Below are 20346 nucleotides of genomic sequence, written 5' to 3'. Positions count from 1 at the left end.
CTAACACACCCAGTCTTAATTGTTTCTTTCTCGTACTCATTCTCTTCTCATTCTCCTGTTTACAGTGTGTCTTAATTACGTTCGCGTAGCGTCCTGAACGCGAGTGCATCTCGTTGGCGCAGCCTAAGAAGAGAAGCTACGGTGTACACATGACTTGCAATGCCATTGTGTTGGCTGACAATGCCATTGTGTCGGTTGACAATACCATTGTGTCGGCTGACAATGCCATTGCATCGGCTGACAATGCCATTGCATCGGTTGACAATGCCATTGTGTCGGCTGACAATGCCATTGCATCGGCTTGTAAAAATTAACCTACCCTACGTTACCTAGCAACTCTAAAAGACTTGTGTATACACAGTAGCGTAGAGAAGCGGGGCGTAAGCCCATTACGAATTAGGATGATTTGCTCTGAAGAAGAGAATCGGTTCTGCCAAATTATTGTTTTTCAATAAAGCATCGGCATACTGCACAGGATTAGATTCTGCAAAATAGATTCGTTGTGCGGCATGGTATCGCTGACGATATAGACGAACTGCGTTTTCCCAAGACCCAAGCCGTGCTGTATCTCTGTCTACCCCACGCTGCTCGGCCACATCAAAATCTGTATCTATATAGATACGATAGTCAAAGTAAGAGACAATCTCTGGTCGTAGCAGAAAACTGGCAGCAAAAAGAAAAATATCTCCAGGATTGGCTTTATTAGGTGTCTCTTCCACTGGAGCATCTATTTCCAAATCGAACCCACGTGCCTGGTAGATTAAATTACCCCCAGGCCCGAGTGGTTCAAGCACAAGCTTTTTGAGCAGCGGATAGTTGTAGGCATCAAAATAGTAGCCTTCAGCCGACTCACGACCTCGGCGATGGCGCAGATCGCGTGGGTTATGAAAATCATCCACTGCAATGTGAACAGAACTTCTTCCACGTCTGGTTAGTATCTGCGCTAGCTCCTGTGCCAAAGTGGATTTGCCACTAGCACTAATGCCTGTTACCGCTACTTGCAGAACACGAGAAGGCAGAGCCTCAGCACGCTCGATTAAAGTATCCGCTATTGTTTCCAAAACAGTAGCGCGTGTATCACCCATGCATCGCTCCTCTGCCCAAGGATGGAACTTGCTTTACTACCAATGAAACTTCTACTTCATAGAGATTGTCTAGCTGGTATTTTATTTTTACGCTAGTCCTATTACGCAGTTACCGCTTCACGTCGATTGTACTCAGAAGCATCTCCTTTGATCGCTTCACTTTGTTTACCATCGATGCCAACGGGGAGGTCGCCGACAATTGTGACTCGTTGAACATGGCGGGGCTGGTCGCCGTAATCTGCGATCGCATAATGTTGAGTAGCCCGGTTATCCCAAAAGGCTACGTCACCAACTTGCCAACCCCACCGGACTGTGTTCTCAGGACGTGTAATGTACGCTTGCAACAGCCGGTGAATGTCATTTGATTCAGTTGTTGATAAACCACGGAACTGGCGCACAAATCCGCCGATGAATAGCCCACGCTCCCCAGATTCGGGATGGACGCGTACAACTGGGTGCAGAGTCTCGTATACAGTCGAGGTGAAGACAGCCCGGTAAGCCTTGGCATCTTCAGGTAGGTCGAATGCAGTTGCATAGTCGAATTTATTGCTGTGTACTGCCCAAAGTTGATCCGCTAGATTACGCAGATGGGTAGGTAAATCTTCGTAAGCAGTCACGGAGTTTGCCCAGATTGTATCGCCGCCGGTTGGAGGAATGTCAAGCGCTCGTAAGATAGAGCCGAGAGGAGGACGGTCTACAAATGTTACATCAGTATGCCAGCTATTGGCGCGGGAAGTGGTACGCCCATAATTCAGGTCTAAGACTTCTGGATTTTCTGGCAGCGATGGTACAGTTGGGTGGGCTGTAGTGACTTCACCAAAACGACGAGCGAAGGCGACCTGTCCATCAGCATTGAGTTGTTGCTGACCACGGAAAAAGATGACTTTGTATTTGACTAGAGTCTTGCGAATGTCACTGATGATGTCATCGCTGAGGTTAGAACTCAGATTAACACCAATAATTTCAGCACCGATACGTCCTGCTACTGGTTTGATATCAAAGTATTGAGAACCCATGTTTTTATCTCCAAGAAGTTTATGTTTTTACAACAGTAGAGACGCGATTTATCGCGTCTGATGAATCGCGTCTCTACTGTTAAACACCAGGGGTAGATCCGCCATCAACGATAATCTCTGTTCCTGTAATCGATGCAGCAAGATCAGACACCAAAAATAGCGCCAGCGCGGCAATTTCTTCTGGCTGGGCGATTCTTTTTAAAGGAATACTTTGGATGTTTTGTGCCTTCACTTGCTCGACGGTGATGCCTTGCGCTTGGGCATTTTGCCGAGCTAAAGTCTCGGCACGCTCAGTAGCTGTAGCACCAGGGGAGATAGCGTTAATGCGAATCTTGTACTCGGCTAGCTCTTTAGAAATGCCCTTTGTGAAGTTCAGCAAAGCAGCATTGCTTGTACCACCAGCTAGGAAGTTCGGACGAGGTGTCCGTCCTGCACCACCGACTATATTGACAATCCGTCCATCGCCACGACTTTTTTGATGGGGGACGACGGCTCTAACTAAGCGGATATAGCCCAATAATTTTAAGTTCCAAGCATCCAAAAATAAATCATCAGTGGATTCTAGGAAAGATCCAGCACGAGCTGAACCTGCATTATTAATCAAGATATCAATCTGACTAAACTGGGCCAATGTTGTGGAGACAACTTTCTCAACATCCTCTGCTTTAGTCAAATCGGCGCTGATGGCAATAACTTTCGCCCCTGGTGTGGGTAGGGACTGGATGTCAGCTACAGCCCGATCTAAGCGTTCTTGATTGCGGGCTGCGATCGCAATATTCACACCCTCACTATAGAGTGCTTTGGCAGTAGCTAAACCAATGCCCGCACTTCCTCCTGTAACGATCGCTGTTTTACCTGATAGTTTTAGTTCTAAACTCATACACAGTTACCTTCAAAAATGTAATTTACTTGCGAACCAACAATACTGCTGATTGAGAGCCTATATTGTGGATGTCCAAGATGACTTGGCTTTCCTCAGATGTACAACCTAGAAGTATGTTGATTTCTGTATCTCGCTTTTCCAAGTCAACACTACAAATGACGGCAATGACTTTTTTGCTAGACAAACTACCTATCCAGACATCAATATCGGCTCTATCTCCAGAGCGAGTATTTTCCAAGTATCCATAGTCCAACGGATAAACAAAGGATGGATAACGTGGATGTGATGTCCCTTTTGGGCGATCTATCTTGAGATTACTAATGATTACAAGCCGATCTAGTTTGAACCAGAAGTCAGTACTATCCCTCATACCATCTGCTATTGCTCAGTTTGAAAGATGCAACACAGCCTTACCAGGAAAACGCCTATCGAGTAGTTGTTGGGCCACGTCAGCTATTTCTGTCCAAGAAGCTTCTAAATCAATGTGAGGATGTAACTCACCTGCTTCTACTAGACTCAAAAGCCGTTTTAGACCGACTGCTGCTGATTCAAATCTCAATTCATCAAATAGACGTAAACCATACAGGCTCACGCTACCAGTTCCAAAAAACTGAGCCGCGTTGAATGTCACTTCAGCTCCCCCAGATACTCCATACAGCACAGTTTTCCCATCCTGTGCCAGTAAGCCAAGGGCTATCCCCAAAGTCTTGCCACCTACTGACTCTACAATTAGATCGTAGGGGCCGTACTCGCTGGCGGGTGAGAGGTCTTCGCCAATCACCACCGATTGCGCTCCTGCTTCTCTAACTAGAGTTTCATAGCCAGCTTGACGAATATGTGCCACAACTTGCGCTCCTGACAATTGCGCCAATTGGATAGCGAAGTAACCAACGCCTCCTGATGCACCTGTAACCAGAACTGTCCGACCCAAAAGTGAACCACCTTTTAAGAGTGCATGGTATGCAGTTAAACCTGCTACAGGCAGTGTGGCAGCTTGAGCAAAAGATACCGATGGCGGCACTACTGCTAAGGCGTTAGTAGAAACAGACACGAGTTCTGCCCAAGCACCGGCGCGACGCAAGCCAACTACACGCGCCCCTTGGGGAGGCCCCGAACCATCGGCGGCGGGGATTTCCACTACACCTGCTAAGTCCCAACCAGGCTGCCAACCAGCCTCAGCAGTGGTTGAACGTTTTATCTCTCCCCGATTGAGGGAAATTGCCGCTACCCGCACTAGAGCTTCATCTGGGGCAGGCTTTGGTGCAGTCACTTCACTCAGTGCCAAACGCCCCGGCACATTGGGATCGACAATTACAGCACGTATTTTGCTCATAAGGTTGCCCTGGCTTAGAGATTAATTTCTAGTTCGTTGGTTCGCAATGTTATACCTGCAATAAATAATCTCGATAGATTAGCTATTTATTTTTAACTGCAAATCTTTGCAACTAGGTTAACGAAATTTAATAAACAACGGCATCTTGATAAGTTTACAGTATTTTAGGTTAGTAATAAAGAAAATTATCACAAACAACCAGAATAATCAAGCACCTGTCAAAATATTTGTTTCATCTATTGCTGCATTGTCAGCTAGTCGTGTCAACCTCCTAGCTTACTCTATGACCAGCCTTATGTAGGGCATCTATGGATTTTGCTATGCAGTATGGGAAAATTTAAAATTAATAAATTTTATCTCTTTTATCTGATCAAAATTAAGCTTTATTCCCGGATAAGTATTTTAACCATCACTGCATTATTATTTACTAATCTGCTAGTAAAAAGTCAGCAATATGTATCATCAAATATTCTATTGAAAATATTTAAAATTAGTACTTTGGTAGTAAAAATTCCCAGATAATCGATTGAGTCTGTAATTTCTCAACTGCGGGACTATTTGCAACAACAGGTGGGTGTGATGATTCCGTTAATTGTCACGGCATCTGGAAAACCTCACTTCTATTTCTCTCTCCTAAAAGGAGAGAGACTTTGAATTTTCCCCCTTCCCGCCACGGGTTGGGGGTTAGGGGGTTAGGTTTTTGGTGGACTTTTCCACATAACGTGAAAAGTCAGGTGATGATTCTGTTAATTGTCACGGCAGGTATTTGCGATCAATGTCAGTGCGATCGCATGTTGGCAAAAGATATCATTACAGAAGCAAAAGCAGAGGTTGGTGAAGCAAGAATGAAATCGGCTGAACCGACAGAAACTTAATCAGTGAGCGTAGACCTAGCCCATCGTAGACATAGCTTTGCCCAAACGATAACGGAAAAAGTTAGCTCTCCATAACCCTTTTTCTCTCGTTCGGCTGATTAATTTTTCTGGCGACCCCACCATAATAAACAGACATAAAATAGCCAAAAGAAAAACTCGTGACTGAAGAATTAAAGAAAGGCGATCGGGTAAAGTGGAATACATCACAGGGTGAAACTACTGGCAAAGTAGAAAAAAAATTAACTTCACCCATAGATATAAGTGGACATCATGTTGCTGCCTCAAAGGATAATCCACAATATCTAGTGAAAAGCGACAAAACTGGCAAAGAAGCTGCTCATAAATTCGATGCTCTTGAAAAAATTGAAGAGTAATGTAGCGTTATGAGTAAAGATATCAAATCAGTAATAGATGAGTTTTATTCTTCAGTCAACATGACACCAAAAGAACTAGCATCCTGGCTGGAAACAGAAGAATCTCAATCTGTTGGACAAAAGAAAAATGACGATGAATCAATTGGACACAAATCAGGTAAGCAAATCATCGGTTTGCTGAAAAAGAAAAAAGATACTTATACAGATGATGATTTATCAGAGATGAAAAAAGTCGTTAGTTACATTCATCGCCACTTAGCGCAGCAGCCTGAAGGCGATGTTGAACATACACGTTGGCGCTACTCACTAAAAAATTGGGGACACGATCCGATTAAAAGTTGAGAGTTAAAGTGTAGCCTTGGAAAGCTTCGCCTCCAGTTATAGCGGTTCTCGAATGGATGCAATACACTTTGACCTCACTTCCATTCCTCTCTCCTAAAAGGAGAGAGGCTTTGAGTCTTACTCCCCAACGCTAGTAGGGAAGGGGTAGGGGGTTAGGTCGTATTGCACTCAACCCAGAAGCGCAATAAAAGTCGTTTTAATTTTTTACAAAGAAAAGGGTGTGGGGTTGCAGGTTTGGGTGTGGGTTGTAGAAATAAAAAATTTTAGTTCTGGGTCTGAAGCCCAGTAAAAAAAAGATGTATAACGAGTGGCGCAGCGCGAGAAATACAGCGCAAAGCCGCTTTGCCTCCGGTCATTGCTTCAATCTCACGTTTTTAAACGTGGGGGTTCCCTACACTCTACACCCTATCCCCTACACCCTCTGAACTCTTCACTGTTGACAATATGTATAGACTTTAGTCTAATTTTCTCATCATTGAGCTACCCAAATATTCAAGAATTGACATCTGATGAAATTAATTATGCGTTATTCAGAACACATAATTAATTTCACTAGCAGATGTTTAATAAATAGCTAACGAACCGTTCCCCGCAGGACTTCAGTATCAATTGGTTTGATGAGGTAAATTAACAGCAGATTCCAAACAATTGCTGCAATCAAAGGTAGTTTGCGAATTAGCTTCACCAATTTCGGACTAGAACTGCCTTCAATCTCTGCAATTTTCAAGTTATAACCAGCACAGCGTTGCAGACGTGGGAAAAACTTGGGATGTTCGGTATTCAATATTACAGGAAAAGCCCGTCCTGCGGTTTCATTGGTGTTGCGGACAACTTGGATATCAAATTCTGTGGCATCAAGTCCCAATGATTTGTAGAACCCGGAACGTTCATGAACTGTTAGAGTGTGAGTAGCAAATACTGATAGCAAGAAAAAGCGACTCCACAGCCTAGATTTCCAGGTGTTCCAAAGTTGCGGTTGAGAACGCAATAATGCTTTGAATATGTCACCGTGGCGGTTTTCGTCCTGACACCAACTCTCAAAGTAGCGGAATATGGGGTAAAACTGGTTTTCCGGGTGCTTTTCTAGATGCCTGAAAATAATAATGTAACGCCAGTAGCCGATTTTTTCTGAGAGGTAAACGGTGTAAAGTACCCATTCAATCGGGAAAAATGTATAAGTGCGGGTTTTAGTAACAGTGCCTAAATCAAGGGAGAGTTTAAAATCGGCCATTGCTTTGTTGAGAAATCCAGCGTGGCGGGCTTCATCACGCGCCATCATTTGAAATATTTCCGCTAACACTGGACTGCGATTTTTTAGCTTGCGGGATAATTCCTTGAATAGCAAGAAGCCGGAAAACTCAGAAATGCAAGAGCGTTCCAAATACTCTATAAATGCCTGCCTTGCTTCACCGCTAATATGTTCCCAAGACTGCTCAAACGCTTCATCACGAACAAAATGGTGGCGGTTGTAGTCTGTCCGCATTTCTGTCAACATCGCCTGCAACTCCGTTTCCTGAGCAGACAAATCTAGCTTGGCTGCGGTTTCAAAATCTGTAGTGTAAAACCGGGGGGTGAGTACAGTTTCTTTGCTGGGGGTTTTAATTTCTGGCTTCGGTAGGGTGTTAACCATGAGTAATGAGGCGATCAAATCAATAGTTACATAACTATCAAGTTATGACAAATGCAATTATTTTGCTAGGCCTCTTTACAATCCTTGAGTAAAGTCGGCAGGCAGGGATTTCCAATAAATAAATTAACGTGAGTTCGATGGATAGAAAAGCCCAAAAAGGTTGCTAGATATGAATTTGCTCAACTAGGCAAGCTATGAGTCATTCTTTCATTCAAGGCTTTTGAAACTTGTTTTATGCTGTCTTGTTCACCGCAGTAATTCCTCAACTTGATGTTGGCTCCACAAAGTTCTGTATAAACCCTGTTGTTTTAAAAGTTCTAAGTGATTTCCAACCTGCACAATTTTTCCCTTTTCCATTACCAAAATTCGGTCAGCCGTCGCCGCCGCTGATAATTGGTGCGTAATAAAAATTACTGTTTTACGTTTAGTACCACTGGAGAGATTTTTGAGGATTTGCGTGGCTGTTTGATTATCCACACTAGAGAGAGCGTCATCCAAAATTAACACTGGAGCATTAATCAACATTGCGCGAGCCAAAGCAGTACGTTGCCGTTGACCGCCAGAAAGATTAATCCCGCGTTCACCAACAATAGTTTCATATTGCTGCGGAAAATTCTGAATTTCTGATTCAATTTGGGCAAGTTTAGCGACAGATTCTACCTGCTGTTGTTCGCTAACTGGATCGCCGTAGCGAATATTATTTTTGATTGTAGTGCTAAATAGAAAGCTATCTTGAGGAACGTAGGCGATCGCACCTCGTAAAGAAGTCAAGGCGATCTTAGTAATATCTAGCCCATCTAAAAACAATTGTCCTGATTCAACATCCAACAAGCGCGGTAAAGTATTAGCCAAAGTAGATTTCCCCGCACCAATTGCCCCAACAATTGCTACAGTTTCTCCAGGAGCAATGGTAAAGTTAACATTTGCTAAAGCTGGAGTAGTGGAAGCAGGGTAATTGTAGGTAAGATTTTTAGCTGTCAGTTCGCCTTTAAGTTCAGCCACTGGTAAATGTATGGCATCAGCTGCATCTTTAATTTTTGGTGTGACAGAGAGAATAGATTCAAGCCTATCGATACTAACTTCACCGCGTTGGTAGGCAGTAATTGTGAATCCTAAAAGGGCAGTGGGAAAAACCAGGCGCTCTACATAAATTAACAGCGCTAAAAAATCGCCAACCTGAAGCGTCCCAGCAGACATCCGTGCCGATCCTAGCCAGATGATTACCAGTGAACTGATATTAGCTAGCCCGCCAATTAGCGGAAACAGTGTATTGCGGAGTTTTGCCAATTCCAGGTTAGCAGTCAATAGCTGCTGATTTTTCTTGGCAAAAGCTCGACGCTCGTTTGCTTCTTGAGCATAGATTTTAATTAAGGCAATGCCACTGATATCCTCCTGGATGAGTTCGCTGATGTCAGAGAGTTGCTCTTGGACTGCTGCTTGTTGTTTGCGTAAGCGATCGCTAAACAGACTCACCAATAAGAGCATAAAAGGGTACACTGCTAGGGCGGCTAGGGTGAGATCCACACTAATTGCCAGCATTACTGGCAGTGTCAGGGCGTAGGCAAACACCGTATTTGCCAAACTCAAGACCGCAAAACCCAATAACCGTTTGATATTGTCCACATCACTAGTAGCCCGACTAATCAAATCGCCAGCAGTATTACTGGCAAAATAAGCAGGCTCCAGCTTCAGTAAGTGTTCAAAAATCCGTTGTTTCAGGTCAAATTCCACCTGACGTCCCACCCCAAATAGCCAAATGCGTGATGCCATCCGCATTAACCACATCGCCGAACTGAGCAGGACAATGATTACTACATAATGTAGTATTTGGTTCCAGCTGAAGGTTGTCGAGAGTTTGTCAACACCAGCACGAATCAACCAAGGGATATAAACGCCCAGTGCATTGACAGACAACAAAGCGAGAATGCCCAAGGAGGCTTCTTGCCAATGGGGTCGTAGGTAAGCACTGAGTTTAGCGATTCGTCGAGATTTTGCCATTAAAGCAATTGTGCAACTTTATCATCTAGATTAACTGCTAGTCCAAGAAGGCAGCTATGCAGAGGAAATACCGCTTGTTATAAATTCAGCTTTTGTTACCTGTTTTAACTGGATAGTTATTGCCGTTTGGTACTAGTAGTCCATTACAGCAACTTTAATGAAGAAATAAGTTCGTAGTAAGGAGTTTAGTCCTTTGATTGAGCGCTCAAGCGCTGACTACGAACCAAGTATTGTTCTCTTGCCTGATTAGCGCTGAACACGCAAGAACCTGTAAACTTCAATGAGATAACTTTCCCAAGTTCTTGTCGTCAATTGCAACGTTTCCGAATTTGGTACAAAGTCTTCAAGTCGTAAACCGCGGGTGCGAATATCTTGAGGACTTCCTTGTAATAAATAGGGAGGTACTCTCAAATTATAAGAAAGAATGCTATCCCCCGTCACATCCGAGATGTTCGCTGTGGTGGGTTGCCCTAATGCCACCAGTGTCCCCGATGTTGGTGCAGCAGTTGCTACATATCTTTCACCTGTCATTGCTAGTGGCGCTCTATAAAGGAAATAGGCGACTGCTGGTGTACTTGCCAACAGCAAAATCGTCAGTGCCCAACCAATCAAGTATCCTCCTGGTTTGTCTATTCCACCTCCTTTGATTTTCTGAGCGGCAATAATCATCAGTAAAACAGAGGCTCCTAGAGGCTTGAGTGGAAAAGATAGCATCCTCCACAACGACGCCACAGCAGGTTCATTGGGGTTAAGAAATGATAGGGCTACGATTACCAAGATAACGACTAAGATTAATCGCCCGACAAAACTTCCAGAGGGATAAAATCGCTGGAACAGAGAATAAACGATAGTGCCAATCAGTAGCCACAGCAGTACCCGGCTTAACAATAGAAACATAGACTAACTCTCAAATTTTCTGGTGCAGTGAGCCAGTGTGGTGGAGAGGCAGTCCGTTTCGATCGGGGTTGCCCCCAGAAAAGACTGCCATGCATGGTTTCCCTGTATAAAACAACTGGCGAGTTCTTACTGATAGCGACGTTAGAAGCGTCACCCGTAAGGCTCAACCTAGAGGTTTCGGGAAATGGATTTATTTTATTGTCAAATTGTAATCGTACTGTTTGACTTAAAATTTCTCAAACCTCACACCCAAAGACTACCGTCGTAGTGATTTTAGTGCAATTTTTTGACACTGCGTCTATTATTTATAATTTTCCAGAAGAGTAATATGGCACCGATAAACTAAATTAATTAAGTAATCGACTTAAAAGGAAAAACTATGTCGCCTGAAAAGCCTACTATTCTGGTAACGGGAGGAGCTGGATATATTGGTTCCCATACAGTACTTGCTTTGAAGAAAGCGGGTTATAGCGTTGTCATACTTGATAATCTGGTCTATGGACATCGCGATTTAGTAGAAAAGGTTTTACAGGTAGAACTGATAATTGGGGACACAAGCGATCGCGCCTTGCTCGATCATCTATTTAAAACCCACGATATTGCTGCGGTGATGCATTTTTCCGCTTATGCCTACGTAGGAGAATCGGTGACTGATCCGGCCAAATATTACCGCAATAACGTCCTTGGTACTTTGACCCTGTTAGAAGCGATGCTGACAGCATCTGTAAAGAAATTTGTCTTTTCTTCTACCTGTGCCACCTACGGGGTACCGGAATTCGTGCCAATTCCAGAAACCCATCCCCAAAATCCGATTAATCCTTATGGCGCTACAAAGCTGATGGTAGAAAGGATTCTCTCTGATTTTGATGTCGCTTACGGTTTGCAATCAGTGCGTTTTCGCTATTTCAATGCTGCTGGTGCTAATCCCAATGGCTTACTGGGCGAGGATCACAACCCAGAAACCCATTTGATTCCCTTGGTGTTAATGACAGCTTTAGGCAAACGAGAAGCCATTTCAATTTTCGGCATTGATTACCCCACACCCGATGGTACGTGTATTCGAGATTATATTCACGTTAATGACTTAGCAGATGCCCATATTTTGGGATTGGAATATTTATTAAAAGGTGGCGATAGCGAAGTTTTTAATTTGAGCAATGGCAGCGGCTTCTCCGTCAGAGAAGTCATTGCCGCAGTCGAAGACGTGACAGGAATTTCGATACCAGTAGAAGAACGCGATCGCCGTCCTGGCGATCCCCCAATTCTCATTGGCACCAGCGATAAAGCCAGAACAATCTTAGGCTGGCAACCTCAGTATCCATCTATCAAAGATATTGTCGTTCATGCGTGGCAGTGGCATCAAAAGCGACATCGGTAAAAAAAGTCAAAAGTAGATAAGTACATGTGCTGGGGGAATTGCTACCTCCAACACTTGTATATTATTAACCAGATTACAAGGAAGGCAGACTGAAAGGGTAGACATAAGGATAACTCATCTATCTAAAGACAGATTTGAGAAAACTTAAAAGTAAATATGCTGTTAGTAGTATACGAAGTTTTGTAATATTTTTTACTTTCTGCGAAAAAGTTGAGTTTTGGGAGCATGATTATGAATTCGACAAATCCCCCTAAAAACGTGATTAATTCTTTGCAGGCTATCTTGGATGCCACTACTACGGGAAATTACGAACTTTTTCTCACAGTCGGTGATTCAGACTACAGGACAGATATTACCAAAGAAATTTTTGACCAAGTTAGCTCCCCACTAATTCCACGCATGTCTGAGGGTTATACAATTACTTACTTCGGTCATCTCAAACAAGGAGAAACTCAGACGTATTTGTGGAAGCTGAGTTTTGCTGATGATGGACATGAATTTATAGTACGTATGGGGATGAAGGGGGAGAAAGTTAATCTCATATGGATTACTTAAAATATACGCATTGTTGAAATCAAGACCATCCCGATTGAAGATATGCTGTGGGCTTCGCAGCAAAAGCCATTGGTGAGGCAATTGTGGCAGGAATGCTAAACGGCTACCCTTATAGTTCTCGGTGGATGCCCTTATCCAATGCTCTGAACTACAGTGCACAAAGGGAGACACAAAGAAAATGTCTCCCCACTCTTTTATTCCCTACCGCCTCTCATACTTTGCAGTACAACAACTAAGATGCCAATAAATCCGAGAATTGGCAGTGCGATCGCCCAAGTTGGTAATTGTTGAGATTGACCCTCTACTAAATCACCATTGACATCTCGCAGGTTTTGTGAATTTTGTGTAGATCCGCCTCCTGCCACAGTTACTTCAAATTTGAATTCAAAGGGTTTGAATCTTGCCCCAGAGACAGGTTTACCATTTAGTTGCAACTCATAAAGACCTGGTTTGGGAAAGACAACTTCTGCACCTGGGATGCCTCGATAACGTTCGGCTGCCACAGGTTTTAACTGTGGTTCTAACAGCGGTGGCTCTCCGGCTGCATAAGGTTCGGCATAAACAGCCAACTGACAATTACACTGTGACAGAGGAATCACTTTTCCACCTCTGCGGGTAAGTGCAAACCAGGCTTGGCTTGGTTCTCCAGCACGGGGATTATCATTTGGTTCAATGTGGAGAGTGCCACCAACATCTGAGGCTACTTCCACCTTATGAGCAAAAGCAGGGTAAAGATTAGTTATTGATATAACTAAGCAACTCAGGAATAATAAATACTTTATCGTTCCTTGATTCTTCCAGAAAATGCCTTTGAAGGGGTAACGCCTCTGTTTTTGACTCGTTAGAATAGAGCCAGAAAATAAGGATGATTTACCGCGATTTGGTTGGGGGAACATAAAACTTTTCTACGGCTAACTTTGACCAAAAAAAGCGCGATCGCACTAGCAAGACACTGACAGTAACAATTACCATCAGTACTGCCGCTAATTTATTTCCCCAAGTTGATTGCAAGGAACCCAGGTAATGGGAACCAATCAACACAGTATGAATGGCACTCAAGAGCAAGGCTGGCACACCCAATAGATGAATCTGTCGCCAACGCTTGCCCAAAGATTTTTGCAACGATTCCCAACTTGTAAAAGCGGCGGGGGACATTAATACCAATGCTACAGCACCCGCAGCCATCCCCCACTGAAATTCTGGCGGCAGAAAAGAAAAGGCGGCAAAATTCCATTGCAATGAGTGTTCTATCATGTGGAAGGTGTGAACCACAGAAAGCACAAAAGATCCCACTCCCAAGCCGCGACGATAACGCAGTGGTGAAGCCCACAAGCCACTAATTGGACGGGCAATTAACGCCAAAATTAAGCAGATTAAGGCGGCGTGTCCGGTGTAATCTACCATTGTGTCACCAGTCCGCAGCAAGGTGATGACGCCAATGGTGAGTGTTACCCAACCGCCTAATCGAAACAACTGACTGCGCCTGTCTTTACTTACCAATGATGTGGAAACGCCTACACCTATCATCGTGGGCAAGGTTCCCAAGCCAAAAGCCAGCATAGTAGCTGTACTCATCCATAAATTGCCAGTTTCAGCGGCTTTAATTTGGGCAGCATACAGAAAACCACAGGGCATTAAACCCCAAGTCATGCCCAAAAGCATTGGCGTCCACCATTTGGTTTTTAAGGAAAGTTTAACCATTCCTGTGCTGAGGCGATCGTGTAAACTAGCTTGCAATAGGGGATGTAACACGGGAATACGCGGTAGTAAATCGGGTTTTACTTGTCCTAAGCCAAACCAAATCAACATCACACCAGTCAGAATTGCCATCCAGCGCCGGAAGTCGCTGCCAACACCCGCTAGCTGTCCACCTTGCAGTAATACCGAACCTAGCGCCCCAATGCCAGCACCGACTAGAGCATAGCTCAACATCCGCCCCAGGTTTAGCAGGATATGAAATTTTAATTGCTGTTGCCAAGTATCGGGTTTTTCTAAGGTTAATGTCCGTCCCAAGGAGACTGTTTGTGGACTTTTTGGCTGATGAGACAGAGAAAATGCCACTGTTAGCGGGCCACACATCCCAAAGCAATGTCCAAAACTCCCCAGGAATCCCAGGATTGCGATCAGCAACAAATCTACCATAAAAAAACCCTGAGTCATGAGTCCTGAGTGTCCGAATAAAGATGTTGCAGAAGTAATAAGAAATTTTTTTCTTTTCTTCTTTACTCAGTACTCAACACTCCTCTAGTGCGGAACTGTAGGTGAAATTGCGATCGCTGTCAAAAGACAAAGCGTCAAACTTGATGTTTTCTCTAGGAAATCTAAACTTTTGCTGACAATTGCCTAAATTCTGTTATCAAGCGCTAAGTAGGTATAGCGGTTCTTAGTTGAGTGAGATACAAGAACCCCACCCCCAACCCCCTCCCCGCAAGCCTACGATGTACACACAAGTTTTGGCGCAGTGTATCTATCCCGCCTCGGAATCAATTCCGAGTCTCATAGCGCAAGTCCTCTTTAGAGGACTCAAAGAGAAATTCCATTTAGTCCACTTGAGTGGACTTTAGCTATTAGCCTAGAACTTAAGTTCTAGGCGGTATCAGGGTTCAGCATGAAAATGTTGGACTTGTGTGTACACCGTAGCCTTGTAGGAGAGAGGTTAGAGTGTATTGCATACAAACGAGAACTTTTATATTCATAACACCATCATTCGACCTCAGAACTAGAAGATTCTCCTTTGCAGCAAGAACATTCTCACTGGAAACAGGAACGTTCTCGTTTGAAATAGAAACATTCTCGTTTAGAACAAGAACCTTCTTACTGGAAACAAGAATACTTTAGCTGAAAACAGGAACATTCTCGTTTGCAACACAAAAGTTCGGGTTCTGAACATGAAACTTTGAGTTCACAACAGGAAACTTGGAGATAAAAGCTAGAGTGATGAGGTTGGGAAGGTAAATTTTCGTCTTCTCATTAGAGATGATCGCGCAAATTTGCTAAATTCTCACGCACTCTCACAGTATTAGGATGATTCCCTCCTAAACTGCGCTCGAAAATATTCAAAGCTTGGAGATACAGGGGTTGGGCTTGGTCGTACCTTCCTTGGGAATAGTAGAGTTTAGCCAAGTTGTTGAGACTGGAGGCGACATTGGGATGATTGTCTCCCAACAGACGTTTATAGAGTTCTAGAGCTTGGAAATGCAGGGGTTCGGCTTGGTCGTACCTTCCTTGGGTGCGGTAGAATTCTGCCAAGTTGTTGAGGCTGGTGGCGACATCGGGATGATTGTCTCCCAGCAGGTGTTGACTGAGTTCTAAAGCTTGGAGATAGAGGGGTTCGGCTTGGTCGTACCTTCCTTGGGAATAGTAGAGTTTAGCCAAGTTGTTGAAGCTGGTGGCGACATCGGGATGATTGTCTCCCAGCAGGCGTTTATAGAGTTCTAAAGCTTGGAGGTACAGGGGTTCGGCTTGGTCGTACTTTCCTTGGGATTCGTAGAGATTTGCCAAGTTGCCGAGGCTGGTGGCGACATTGGGATGATTGTCTCCCAGCAGGCGTTTATAGAGTTCTAACGCTTGGAGAAGCAGGGGTTCGGCTTGGTCGTACTTTCCTTGGAATTCGTAGAGATTTGCCAAGTTGCTGAGGCTGGGGGCGACATTGGGATGATTGTCTCCCCGCAGGCGTTGACTGAGTTCTAAAGCTTGGAGATATAGGGGTTCGGCTTGGTCGTACTTTCCTTGGAATTCGTAGAGTAATGCCAAGTTGTTGAGGCTGGTGGCGATATGGGGATAATTGTCTCCCCGCAGGCGTTTATAGAGTTCTAAAGCTTGGAGAAACAGGGGTTCGGCTTGGTTGTACTTTCCTTGGTAAGTGTAGAGTAATGCCAAGTTGTCGAGGCTGGTGGCGACATTGGGATGATTGTTTTCCAGCAGGCGTTGTCTGAGTTCTAAAGCTTGGAGATACAGGGGTTCGGCTTGGTCGTACCTTGCTTGAGAATAGTAGAGATATGCCAAGTTGCCGAGGCTGGTGGCGATATCGGGATGATTGTCTCCCAGCAGGTGTTGTCTGAGTTCTAAAGCTTGGAGAAACAGGGGTTCGGCTTGGTTGTACTTTCCTTGGAATTCGTAGAGTAATGCCAAGTTGTTGAGGCTGGTGGCGATATCGGGATGATTGTCTCCCAAGCGATTTTGCGCTGTTGATAAACACTGTGTTCTCCAAGGTTCGGCTTGGGTATATAACCCTTGCCCTTCATAAAATCTACCCAAGCCGACGAAAGGCGAAATTACATCTTCATCACTGACGTATTGAATGAGATTGTTTGCTACTTCAGCTATGTGTGGTATGGCAAGGGAAACAGCGTTAATTTCCTCAAGGGTAGGAGTCTCAGGAATTTCTTTAGCAACTGCTATCATTACACCGCAAAACCATCCCTTAAGTTCCTCGGCTTGCTCTAAACCTGTAAACTTAGATTGGAAAAATTCCCGCAGTAGGGGATGTAGTTGATAAATTCCCTCACTTTTGCGCTGGAGTAAATGCAGATTCAATAACTTATCATCCCGAATTTCCTCTAACTCATCCTCATCTTTCTCTGTTAAGCACTGTTCTACTAATTTCCAGGGTATGGGTGCGGCGGCAAATAAACTGAGTACACAGCCTAATAACCTATCATCCTCTGCTAATTCCTGCCAACTCAACTCAAAGGCGGCTTGCACTCCCAATTGTGCTGTCATATCGGCTTCTGGGTTCACAAGTGCAAGTTGTTCTAGTGGCTTTTCCTTTTCCTTTAATCGCCCCATCATTTTCGATATAGACAAATCCTGCTTCCGCGCCAGATATCGCCCCACCAACTCTAAACCCAAAGGCAAATACCCCAGCCATTCGCACAATTGATTTGCTATGTCTAATTCTCTCTCAATTCGCCCTGGTGTTTCTGCCAACAAAGACCGTAACAACTCCAACGCTGCATCTGGTTGTAATACATCTAAAGATAATTGCTTGATAGCTGCACCCAACTTTTTGCGCGTAGTCATTAACACTTTAAATCTGGAAGATGCGCCCTGTAGGTAAGGTTTGACTTGCTGGTAATCTGTGAGATCATCCACCACCAGCAGCACATTACCCCCACGCCAATTCCGCCAGCAGTATTGTACTTGTGCAGGTAAATCAAATTCTTCTGGTGGCTTTAAATCAAGCTGAGTTCTGGCAAACCGCACCACTTGAACGCCAAAATCCTCAACTTTCGCCTGTAACCAGCACAGTCCACCTTTGTAGGTTTCGCGCTGAGTCATGGCATATTGCAAGGCGAGTTCTGTTTTACCCAGTCCACCCATTCCCAAAATAGCCGCAATGGCTACTTGGTTATTTTCCTGCAAAAGTTCATGGAGTTTTTGCAGTTCTTCATCACGTCCCACAAATTTCACTACCCCACTCAGGGGTAAATTTTGCGGTATTTCAGGATTTGACTTTACCCGTTCCTGTTCGGGCGACTGTAGTCAAAAGTTCTGAGTACCAATAAAAGTATTTCCCTGAAAGACGTTTTTAATAGATTCAGCTAACTTTGCATTATTGATCGCACCTGCTGGTTGTGAGTTGAGGTCATTTGCTAAAGCCTGAACTTTTGCTGCTTGTGGGTCAACGTTTACAGCTGCTTCTACTTCCCGTACTGATTGAGCAATTTCGGTATCTGTATCGGCTGCGGCTTTCAATTCCAACACAGCTTGACCATAATCTAACGCCTGCTGTGTATTTTCCTGTGACGTATTCGCTAAAAAGGGCAGCTTATTTTTCTGGCGTAGCTGTGCGATTAACTCGTTACTTTTTTCTAATGCAGCTTCCCCCAGCTTTTCGCCTGTTTTTTCTAAAGCCTTAGTTAAAACTATAGTAGCGATCGCAGTTCCTACGGCTGTTAATGTTACTGCTTCCATAAGTTAACAATAATATTACGAGATTATACTTATTTTTCTCAGCATAACAGTTTCTCAACAGAGAAAAAAGCACAAATTATAACGGTTTGCGGTTGAATGGAATACAGACCTAACCCCTAACCCCTTCCCTACATTCGCGCAGCGTGTCGAAGACAGGGAAGGGGAATAAAACTCAAAGCCTCTCTCCTGGTAGGCTACGCACATCTACTGTATAAGTCCCCTCGCTGGGCTGTTGATTTAAGTATGTATACAGTGATTGGGTTTTTCCCACAAGGCGACGGTCAATGCGCGCTCTGACCAGCACATGATTGTCGTGATTTGGGACTGTGGCAAATTCCTCATACATATCGCTTTCGCGGTCGGCGATGTGAGTCAAAAATAAATGAGGCTAAAACCCTTTTATCTCCTGACTTCTACTTTCTCCCACGGGGAGACGCTAAAAGCGATCTGCTTACTGCCTCATTCCAACAACAAATATTTATGCCGACCTACTGATTAAGCCGTAAAAAAATAATACAGAATAATCTTTTTTGAGATATTTCATGTTTTTATTTCCTAAGAATTACCACTAGCGATCGCTACATTGATAATGTTGTACCGAAAGCCAATAAACAAGTTACAAAAATTCATCCAAAAACAAAGTTATTTGCATATAGGGATTTTTCTGGCAACTCTCTTGAGCATTATATTTTTCAGTTGGGTAGCACTCTCGCAGCAACCAGTTACCCTGAATATATTAATGACTGCTCCTGATGCCGAACCTTGGAGGAAGGGTTTAATTAGAGACTTCGAGGCTGAGAACCCTGGTATTCGCATTAACCTAGTTGAAGGGCCGAATGCCACAAATTTGCTCGAAGACCTGTATACCTCATCTTTTATCTTAGGTGAATCCCCTTACGACCTGATCAATATGGATGTGATCTGGACATCCAAGTTTGCTGCTGCTGGATGGTTGCTACCCTTAGACGATCGCATTTCTAAAAAAGAGTTGGCAGCATTTTCACCCCAGGATGTAGAAGGGGGACGTTACCAAAACAAGCTGTACCGCATACCAGTGCGTTCCGACGTGGGAATGCTCTACTACCGGGAAGATTTAATTAAACAAGCAGGGTTGAAACCGCCAGAAACCTTTGATGATTTGATTAGAATTTCCCAAGTTTTGCAGAAGAAAAACCAGGTAAATTGGGGCTATCTTTGGCAAGGTCGCCAATATGAAGGACTTGTGGCGATGTTTGCGGAAGTCCTTGATGGCTTTGGTGGCTTCTGGGTTAATCCCAAGACGCTCGAAGTTGGACTAGATCGACCAGAAACATTACGAGCCATTGAGTTTCTGCGTAGTACCGTTAAAGAAGGCGTTTCTCCTCCTGGAGTCACGACTTACCAGGAAGAAGATACCCGACGCTTATTTCAAAGTGGTCAAGTAGCGTTTTTACGCAGTTGGCCCTATGCGTGGCCTTTAGCCCAGGCAGAAAATTCGCCAATCCGGGGCAAAATTGCGATTAAACCGATGGTTCATGCTCCTGGTAAGACGGGAGCGGCTTGTCTAGGGGGCTGGGGTTTAGGGATTGCGAAATCCTCTCAACATCCAGAAGAAGCTTGGAAAGCAATTCAGTATTTTACCAGTCGGGAAGCACAGCGGCGATTTATTTTCAGTGCAGGCTATGTGCCTAGTCGCCGGGAATTGTTTACTGACCAAGAGATTGTTGCTAAATACCCTCACTATCCGCAGTTATTGGAGGTCGTGGACAATGCAGTTTTACGTCCGCCGATCGCGCAATATCCTCAGACATCAGATATTTTGCAGCGTTATCTCAGCGCCGCCTTATCTAATCGGATGAATCCTGAACGAGCAATGCAAGCTGCTGCTGCCGAAACACGCCGACTGCTGGGGGCAGGGGGAGGGGGCAAGGGAGTTAGAAGTTAAAGCATTGGCTTAAAGACTCGTTCATCCACCTCAAAGACTCATTAATGGAGTTCAAAGGCTCATTAATGGAGTTCAAAGGCTCATTAATGGAGTTCAAAGACTCATTAACGGAGTTCAAAGGCTCATTAACGGAGTTCAAA

20 protein-coding genes are annotated in these 20346 nt (G+C 44.2%); 6 read left to right on the top strand and 14 right to left on the bottom strand.

Annotated elements, in window-relative coordinates; genetic code table 11:
* Positions 1-136 precede the first annotated feature (136 nt).
* The 6 genes from HWQ58_RS23310 to HWQ58_RS23285 form a co-directional block, all read right to left on the bottom strand.
* Positions 137-292 (bottom strand): hypothetical protein, encoded by a 156-nt coding sequence (locus HWQ58_RS23310; RefSeq protein WP_292867751.1) that lies wholly within the window; start codon positions 290-292, stop codon positions 137-139.
* Positions 293-389: 97 nt separating this feature from the next.
* Positions 390-1085 carry a hypothetical protein gene (locus HWQ58_RS23305; RefSeq protein WP_292867748.1) on the bottom strand — a complete coding sequence of 232 codons (696 nt, stop codon included), beginning with the start codon at positions 1083-1085 and terminating at the stop codon, positions 390-392.
* Between the two features lie 101 nt (positions 1086-1186).
* Positions 1187-2101, bottom strand: a complete 915-nt coding sequence (locus HWQ58_RS23300; RefSeq protein WP_292867745.1) for a TauD/TfdA family dioxygenase — start codon at positions 2099-2101, stop codon at positions 1187-1189.
* Positions 2102-2180: 79 nt separating this feature from the next.
* Entirely contained in the window at positions 2181-2981 is an 801-nt protein-coding gene (locus tag HWQ58_RS23295; protein WP_292867742.1) for an SDR family oxidoreductase, read from the bottom strand.
* A 25-nt stretch (positions 2982-3006) separates the two neighbouring features.
* Entirely contained in the window at positions 3007-3354 is a 348-nt protein-coding gene (locus HWQ58_RS23290) for a hypothetical protein (protein ID WP_292867739.1), read from the bottom strand.
* Between the two features lie 15 nt (positions 3355-3369).
* Positions 3370-4317, bottom strand: coding sequence for a zinc-binding dehydrogenase (locus HWQ58_RS23285; protein WP_292867736.1), 948 nt, complete (start codon positions 4315-4317; stop codon positions 3370-3372).
* A gap of 650 nt (positions 4318-4967) precedes the next feature.
* Here HWQ58_RS23285 and HWQ58_RS23280 point away from each other — a divergent pair.
* The 3 genes from HWQ58_RS23280 (at position 4968) to HWQ58_RS23270 (ending at position 5908) form a co-directional block, all read left to right on the top strand.
* The gene (locus HWQ58_RS23280; protein WP_292867733.1) at positions 4968-5192 is read left to right on the top strand and encodes a hypothetical protein; all 225 of its coding nucleotides are present in this window, start codon (positions 4968-4970) and stop codon (positions 5190-5192) included.
* A gap of 158 nt (positions 5193-5350) precedes the next feature.
* Positions 5351-5566, top strand: coding sequence for a DUF2945 domain-containing protein (locus HWQ58_RS23275; RefSeq protein ID WP_292867730.1), 216 nt, complete (start codon positions 5351-5353; stop codon positions 5564-5566).
* 9 nt (positions 5567-5575) lie between these two features.
* A complete protein-coding gene (locus tag HWQ58_RS23270; protein WP_292867727.1) occupies positions 5576-5908 on the top strand; it encodes a DUF3140 domain-containing protein in 333 nt (110 codons plus the stop codon).
* 574 nt (positions 5909-6482) lie between these two features.
* On the opposite strand, the gene acsF is transcribed toward HWQ58_RS23270, so the two are convergent.
* The 3 genes from acsF to HWQ58_RS23255 form a co-directional block, all read right to left on the bottom strand.
* A complete protein-coding gene (acsF, locus tag HWQ58_RS23265; protein ID WP_292867724.1) occupies positions 6483-7538 on the bottom strand; it encodes a magnesium-protoporphyrin IX monomethyl ester (oxidative) cyclase in 1056 nt (351 codons plus the stop codon).
* A gap of 246 nt (positions 7539-7784) precedes the next feature.
* Complete coding sequence (locus tag HWQ58_RS23260; protein ID WP_292867721.1) at positions 7785-9536, bottom strand: ABC transporter ATP-binding protein; 1752 nt, start codon at positions 9534-9536, stop codon at positions 7785-7787.
* A 246-nt stretch (positions 9537-9782) separates the two neighbouring features.
* Positions 9783-10433: a hypothetical protein gene (locus HWQ58_RS23255; protein ID WP_292867719.1), complete on the bottom strand. Its 651-nt coding sequence runs from the start codon at positions 10431-10433 to the stop codon at positions 9783-9785.
* Positions 10434-10812: 379 nt separating this feature from the next.
* Between HWQ58_RS23255 and galE the strand changes: the two genes are divergently transcribed.
* On the top strand, positions 10813-11811 hold the full coding sequence (gene galE, locus HWQ58_RS23250; RefSeq protein WP_292867716.1) for a UDP-glucose 4-epimerase GalE: 999 nt from the start codon (positions 10813-10815) through the stop codon (positions 11809-11811).
* 231 nt (positions 11812-12042) lie between these two features.
* On the top strand, positions 12043-12366 hold the full coding sequence (locus HWQ58_RS23245) for a hypothetical protein (protein WP_292867713.1): 324 nt from the start codon (positions 12043-12045) through the stop codon (positions 12364-12366).
* Positions 12367-12560: 194 nt separating this feature from the next.
* Here the strand turns inward: HWQ58_RS23245 and HWQ58_RS23240 are convergent, their stop codons facing one another.
* From HWQ58_RS23240 to HWQ58_RS23220, 5 genes are all read right to left on the bottom strand, one after another.
* Positions 12561-13262, bottom strand: coding sequence for a hypothetical protein (locus tag HWQ58_RS23240; RefSeq protein WP_292867710.1), 702 nt, complete (start codon positions 13260-13262; stop codon positions 12561-12563).
* Positions 13237-14508, bottom strand: coding sequence for a sulfite exporter TauE/SafE family protein (locus HWQ58_RS23235; protein WP_292867805.1), 1272 nt, complete (start codon positions 14506-14508; stop codon positions 13237-13239). The genes HWQ58_RS23240 and HWQ58_RS23235 overlap by 26 nt, the downstream gene beginning before the upstream one ends.
* A gap of 828 nt (positions 14509-15336) precedes the next feature.
* Complete coding sequence (locus tag HWQ58_RS23230) at positions 15337-17778, bottom strand: tetratricopeptide repeat protein (RefSeq protein ID WP_292867707.1); 2442 nt, start codon at positions 17776-17778, stop codon at positions 15337-15339.
* A gap of 72 nt (positions 17779-17850) precedes the next feature.
* Complete coding sequence (locus tag HWQ58_RS23225; RefSeq protein WP_292867704.1) at positions 17851-18282, bottom strand: hypothetical protein; 432 nt, start codon at positions 18280-18282, stop codon at positions 17851-17853.
* Between the two features lie 172 nt (positions 18283-18454).
* Positions 18455-18658 carry a hypothetical protein gene (locus tag HWQ58_RS23220; RefSeq protein WP_292867701.1) on the bottom strand — a complete coding sequence of 68 codons (204 nt, stop codon included), beginning with the start codon at positions 18656-18658 and terminating at the stop codon, positions 18455-18457.
* 213 nt (positions 18659-18871) lie between these two features.
* Here HWQ58_RS23220 and HWQ58_RS23215 point away from each other — a divergent pair, with 213 nt between their 5' ends.
* On the top strand, positions 18872-20206 hold the full coding sequence (locus tag HWQ58_RS23215; protein WP_292867698.1) for an ABC transporter substrate-binding protein: 1335 nt from the start codon (positions 18872-18874) through the stop codon (positions 20204-20206).
* Positions 20207-20346 lie beyond the last annotated feature (140 nt).

Origin of the sequence: Nostoc sp. LPT (assembly GCF_017115165.1) — a bacterium.
Classification (GTDB): Bacteria; Cyanobacteriota; Cyanobacteriia; order Cyanobacteriales; family Nostocaceae; genus Nostoc.
The sequence above is the reverse complement of the archived record's forward strand: the minus strand, read 5'-3'. Positions and strand labels throughout refer to the sequence as shown.

What these genes read in the sequence shown, in the direction of transcription:
- HWQ58_RS23255 (WP_292867719.1), bottom strand. Translation starts at nt 10,433, where the DNA reads ATGTTTCTATTGTTAAGCCGGGTACTGCTGTGGCTACTGATTGGCACT.
- HWQ58_RS23240 (WP_292867710.1), bottom strand. Translation starts at nt 13,262, where the DNA reads ATGTTCCCCCAACCAAATCGCGGTAAATCATCCTTATTTTCTGGCTCT.
- acsF (WP_292867724.1), bottom strand. Translation starts at nt 7,538, where the DNA reads ATGGTTAACACCCTACCGAAGCCAGAAATTAAAACCCCCAGCAAAGAA.
- HWQ58_RS23310 (WP_292867751.1), bottom strand. Translation starts at nt 292, where the DNA reads ATGGCATTGTCAGCCGACACAATGGCATTGTCAACCGATGCAATGGCA.
- HWQ58_RS23285 (WP_292867736.1), bottom strand. Translation starts at nt 4,317, where the DNA reads ATGAGCAAAATACGTGCTGTAATTGTCGATCCCAATGTGCCGGGGCGT.
- HWQ58_RS23225 (WP_292867704.1), bottom strand. Translation starts at nt 18,282, where the DNA reads ATGGAAGCAGTAACATTAACAGCCGTAGGAACTGCGATCGCTACTATA.
- HWQ58_RS23270 (WP_292867727.1), top strand. Translation starts at nt 5,576, where the DNA reads ATGAGTAAAGATATCAAATCAGTAATAGATGAGTTTTATTCTTCAGTC.
- HWQ58_RS23305 (WP_292867748.1), bottom strand. Translation starts at nt 1,085, where the DNA reads ATGGGTGATACACGCGCTACTGTTTTGGAAACAATAGCGGATACTTTA.
- galE (WP_292867716.1), top strand. Translation starts at nt 10,813, where the DNA reads ATGTCGCCTGAAAAGCCTACTATTCTGGTAACGGGAGGAGCTGGATAT.
- HWQ58_RS23245 (WP_292867713.1), top strand. Translation starts at nt 12,043, where the DNA reads ATGAATTCGACAAATCCCCCTAAAAACGTGATTAATTCTTTGCAGGCT.
- HWQ58_RS23290 (WP_292867739.1), bottom strand. Translation starts at nt 3,354, where the DNA reads ATGAGGGATAGTACTGACTTCTGGTTCAAACTAGATCGGCTTGTAATC.
- HWQ58_RS23260 (WP_292867721.1), bottom strand. Translation starts at nt 9,536, where the DNA reads ATGGCAAAATCTCGACGAATCGCTAAACTCAGTGCTTACCTACGACCC.
- HWQ58_RS23215 (WP_292867698.1), top strand. Translation starts at nt 18,872, where the DNA reads ATGTTGTACCGAAAGCCAATAAACAAGTTACAAAAATTCATCCAAAAA.
- HWQ58_RS23295 (WP_292867742.1), bottom strand. Translation starts at nt 2,981, where the DNA reads ATGAGTTTAGAACTAAAACTATCAGGTAAAACAGCGATCGTTACAGGA.
- HWQ58_RS23235 (WP_292867805.1), bottom strand. Translation starts at nt 14,508, where the DNA reads ATGGTAGATTTGTTGCTGATCGCAATCCTGGGATTCCTGGGGAGTTTT.
- HWQ58_RS23300 (WP_292867745.1), bottom strand. Translation starts at nt 2,101, where the DNA reads ATGGGTTCTCAATACTTTGATATCAAACCAGTAGCAGGACGTATCGGT.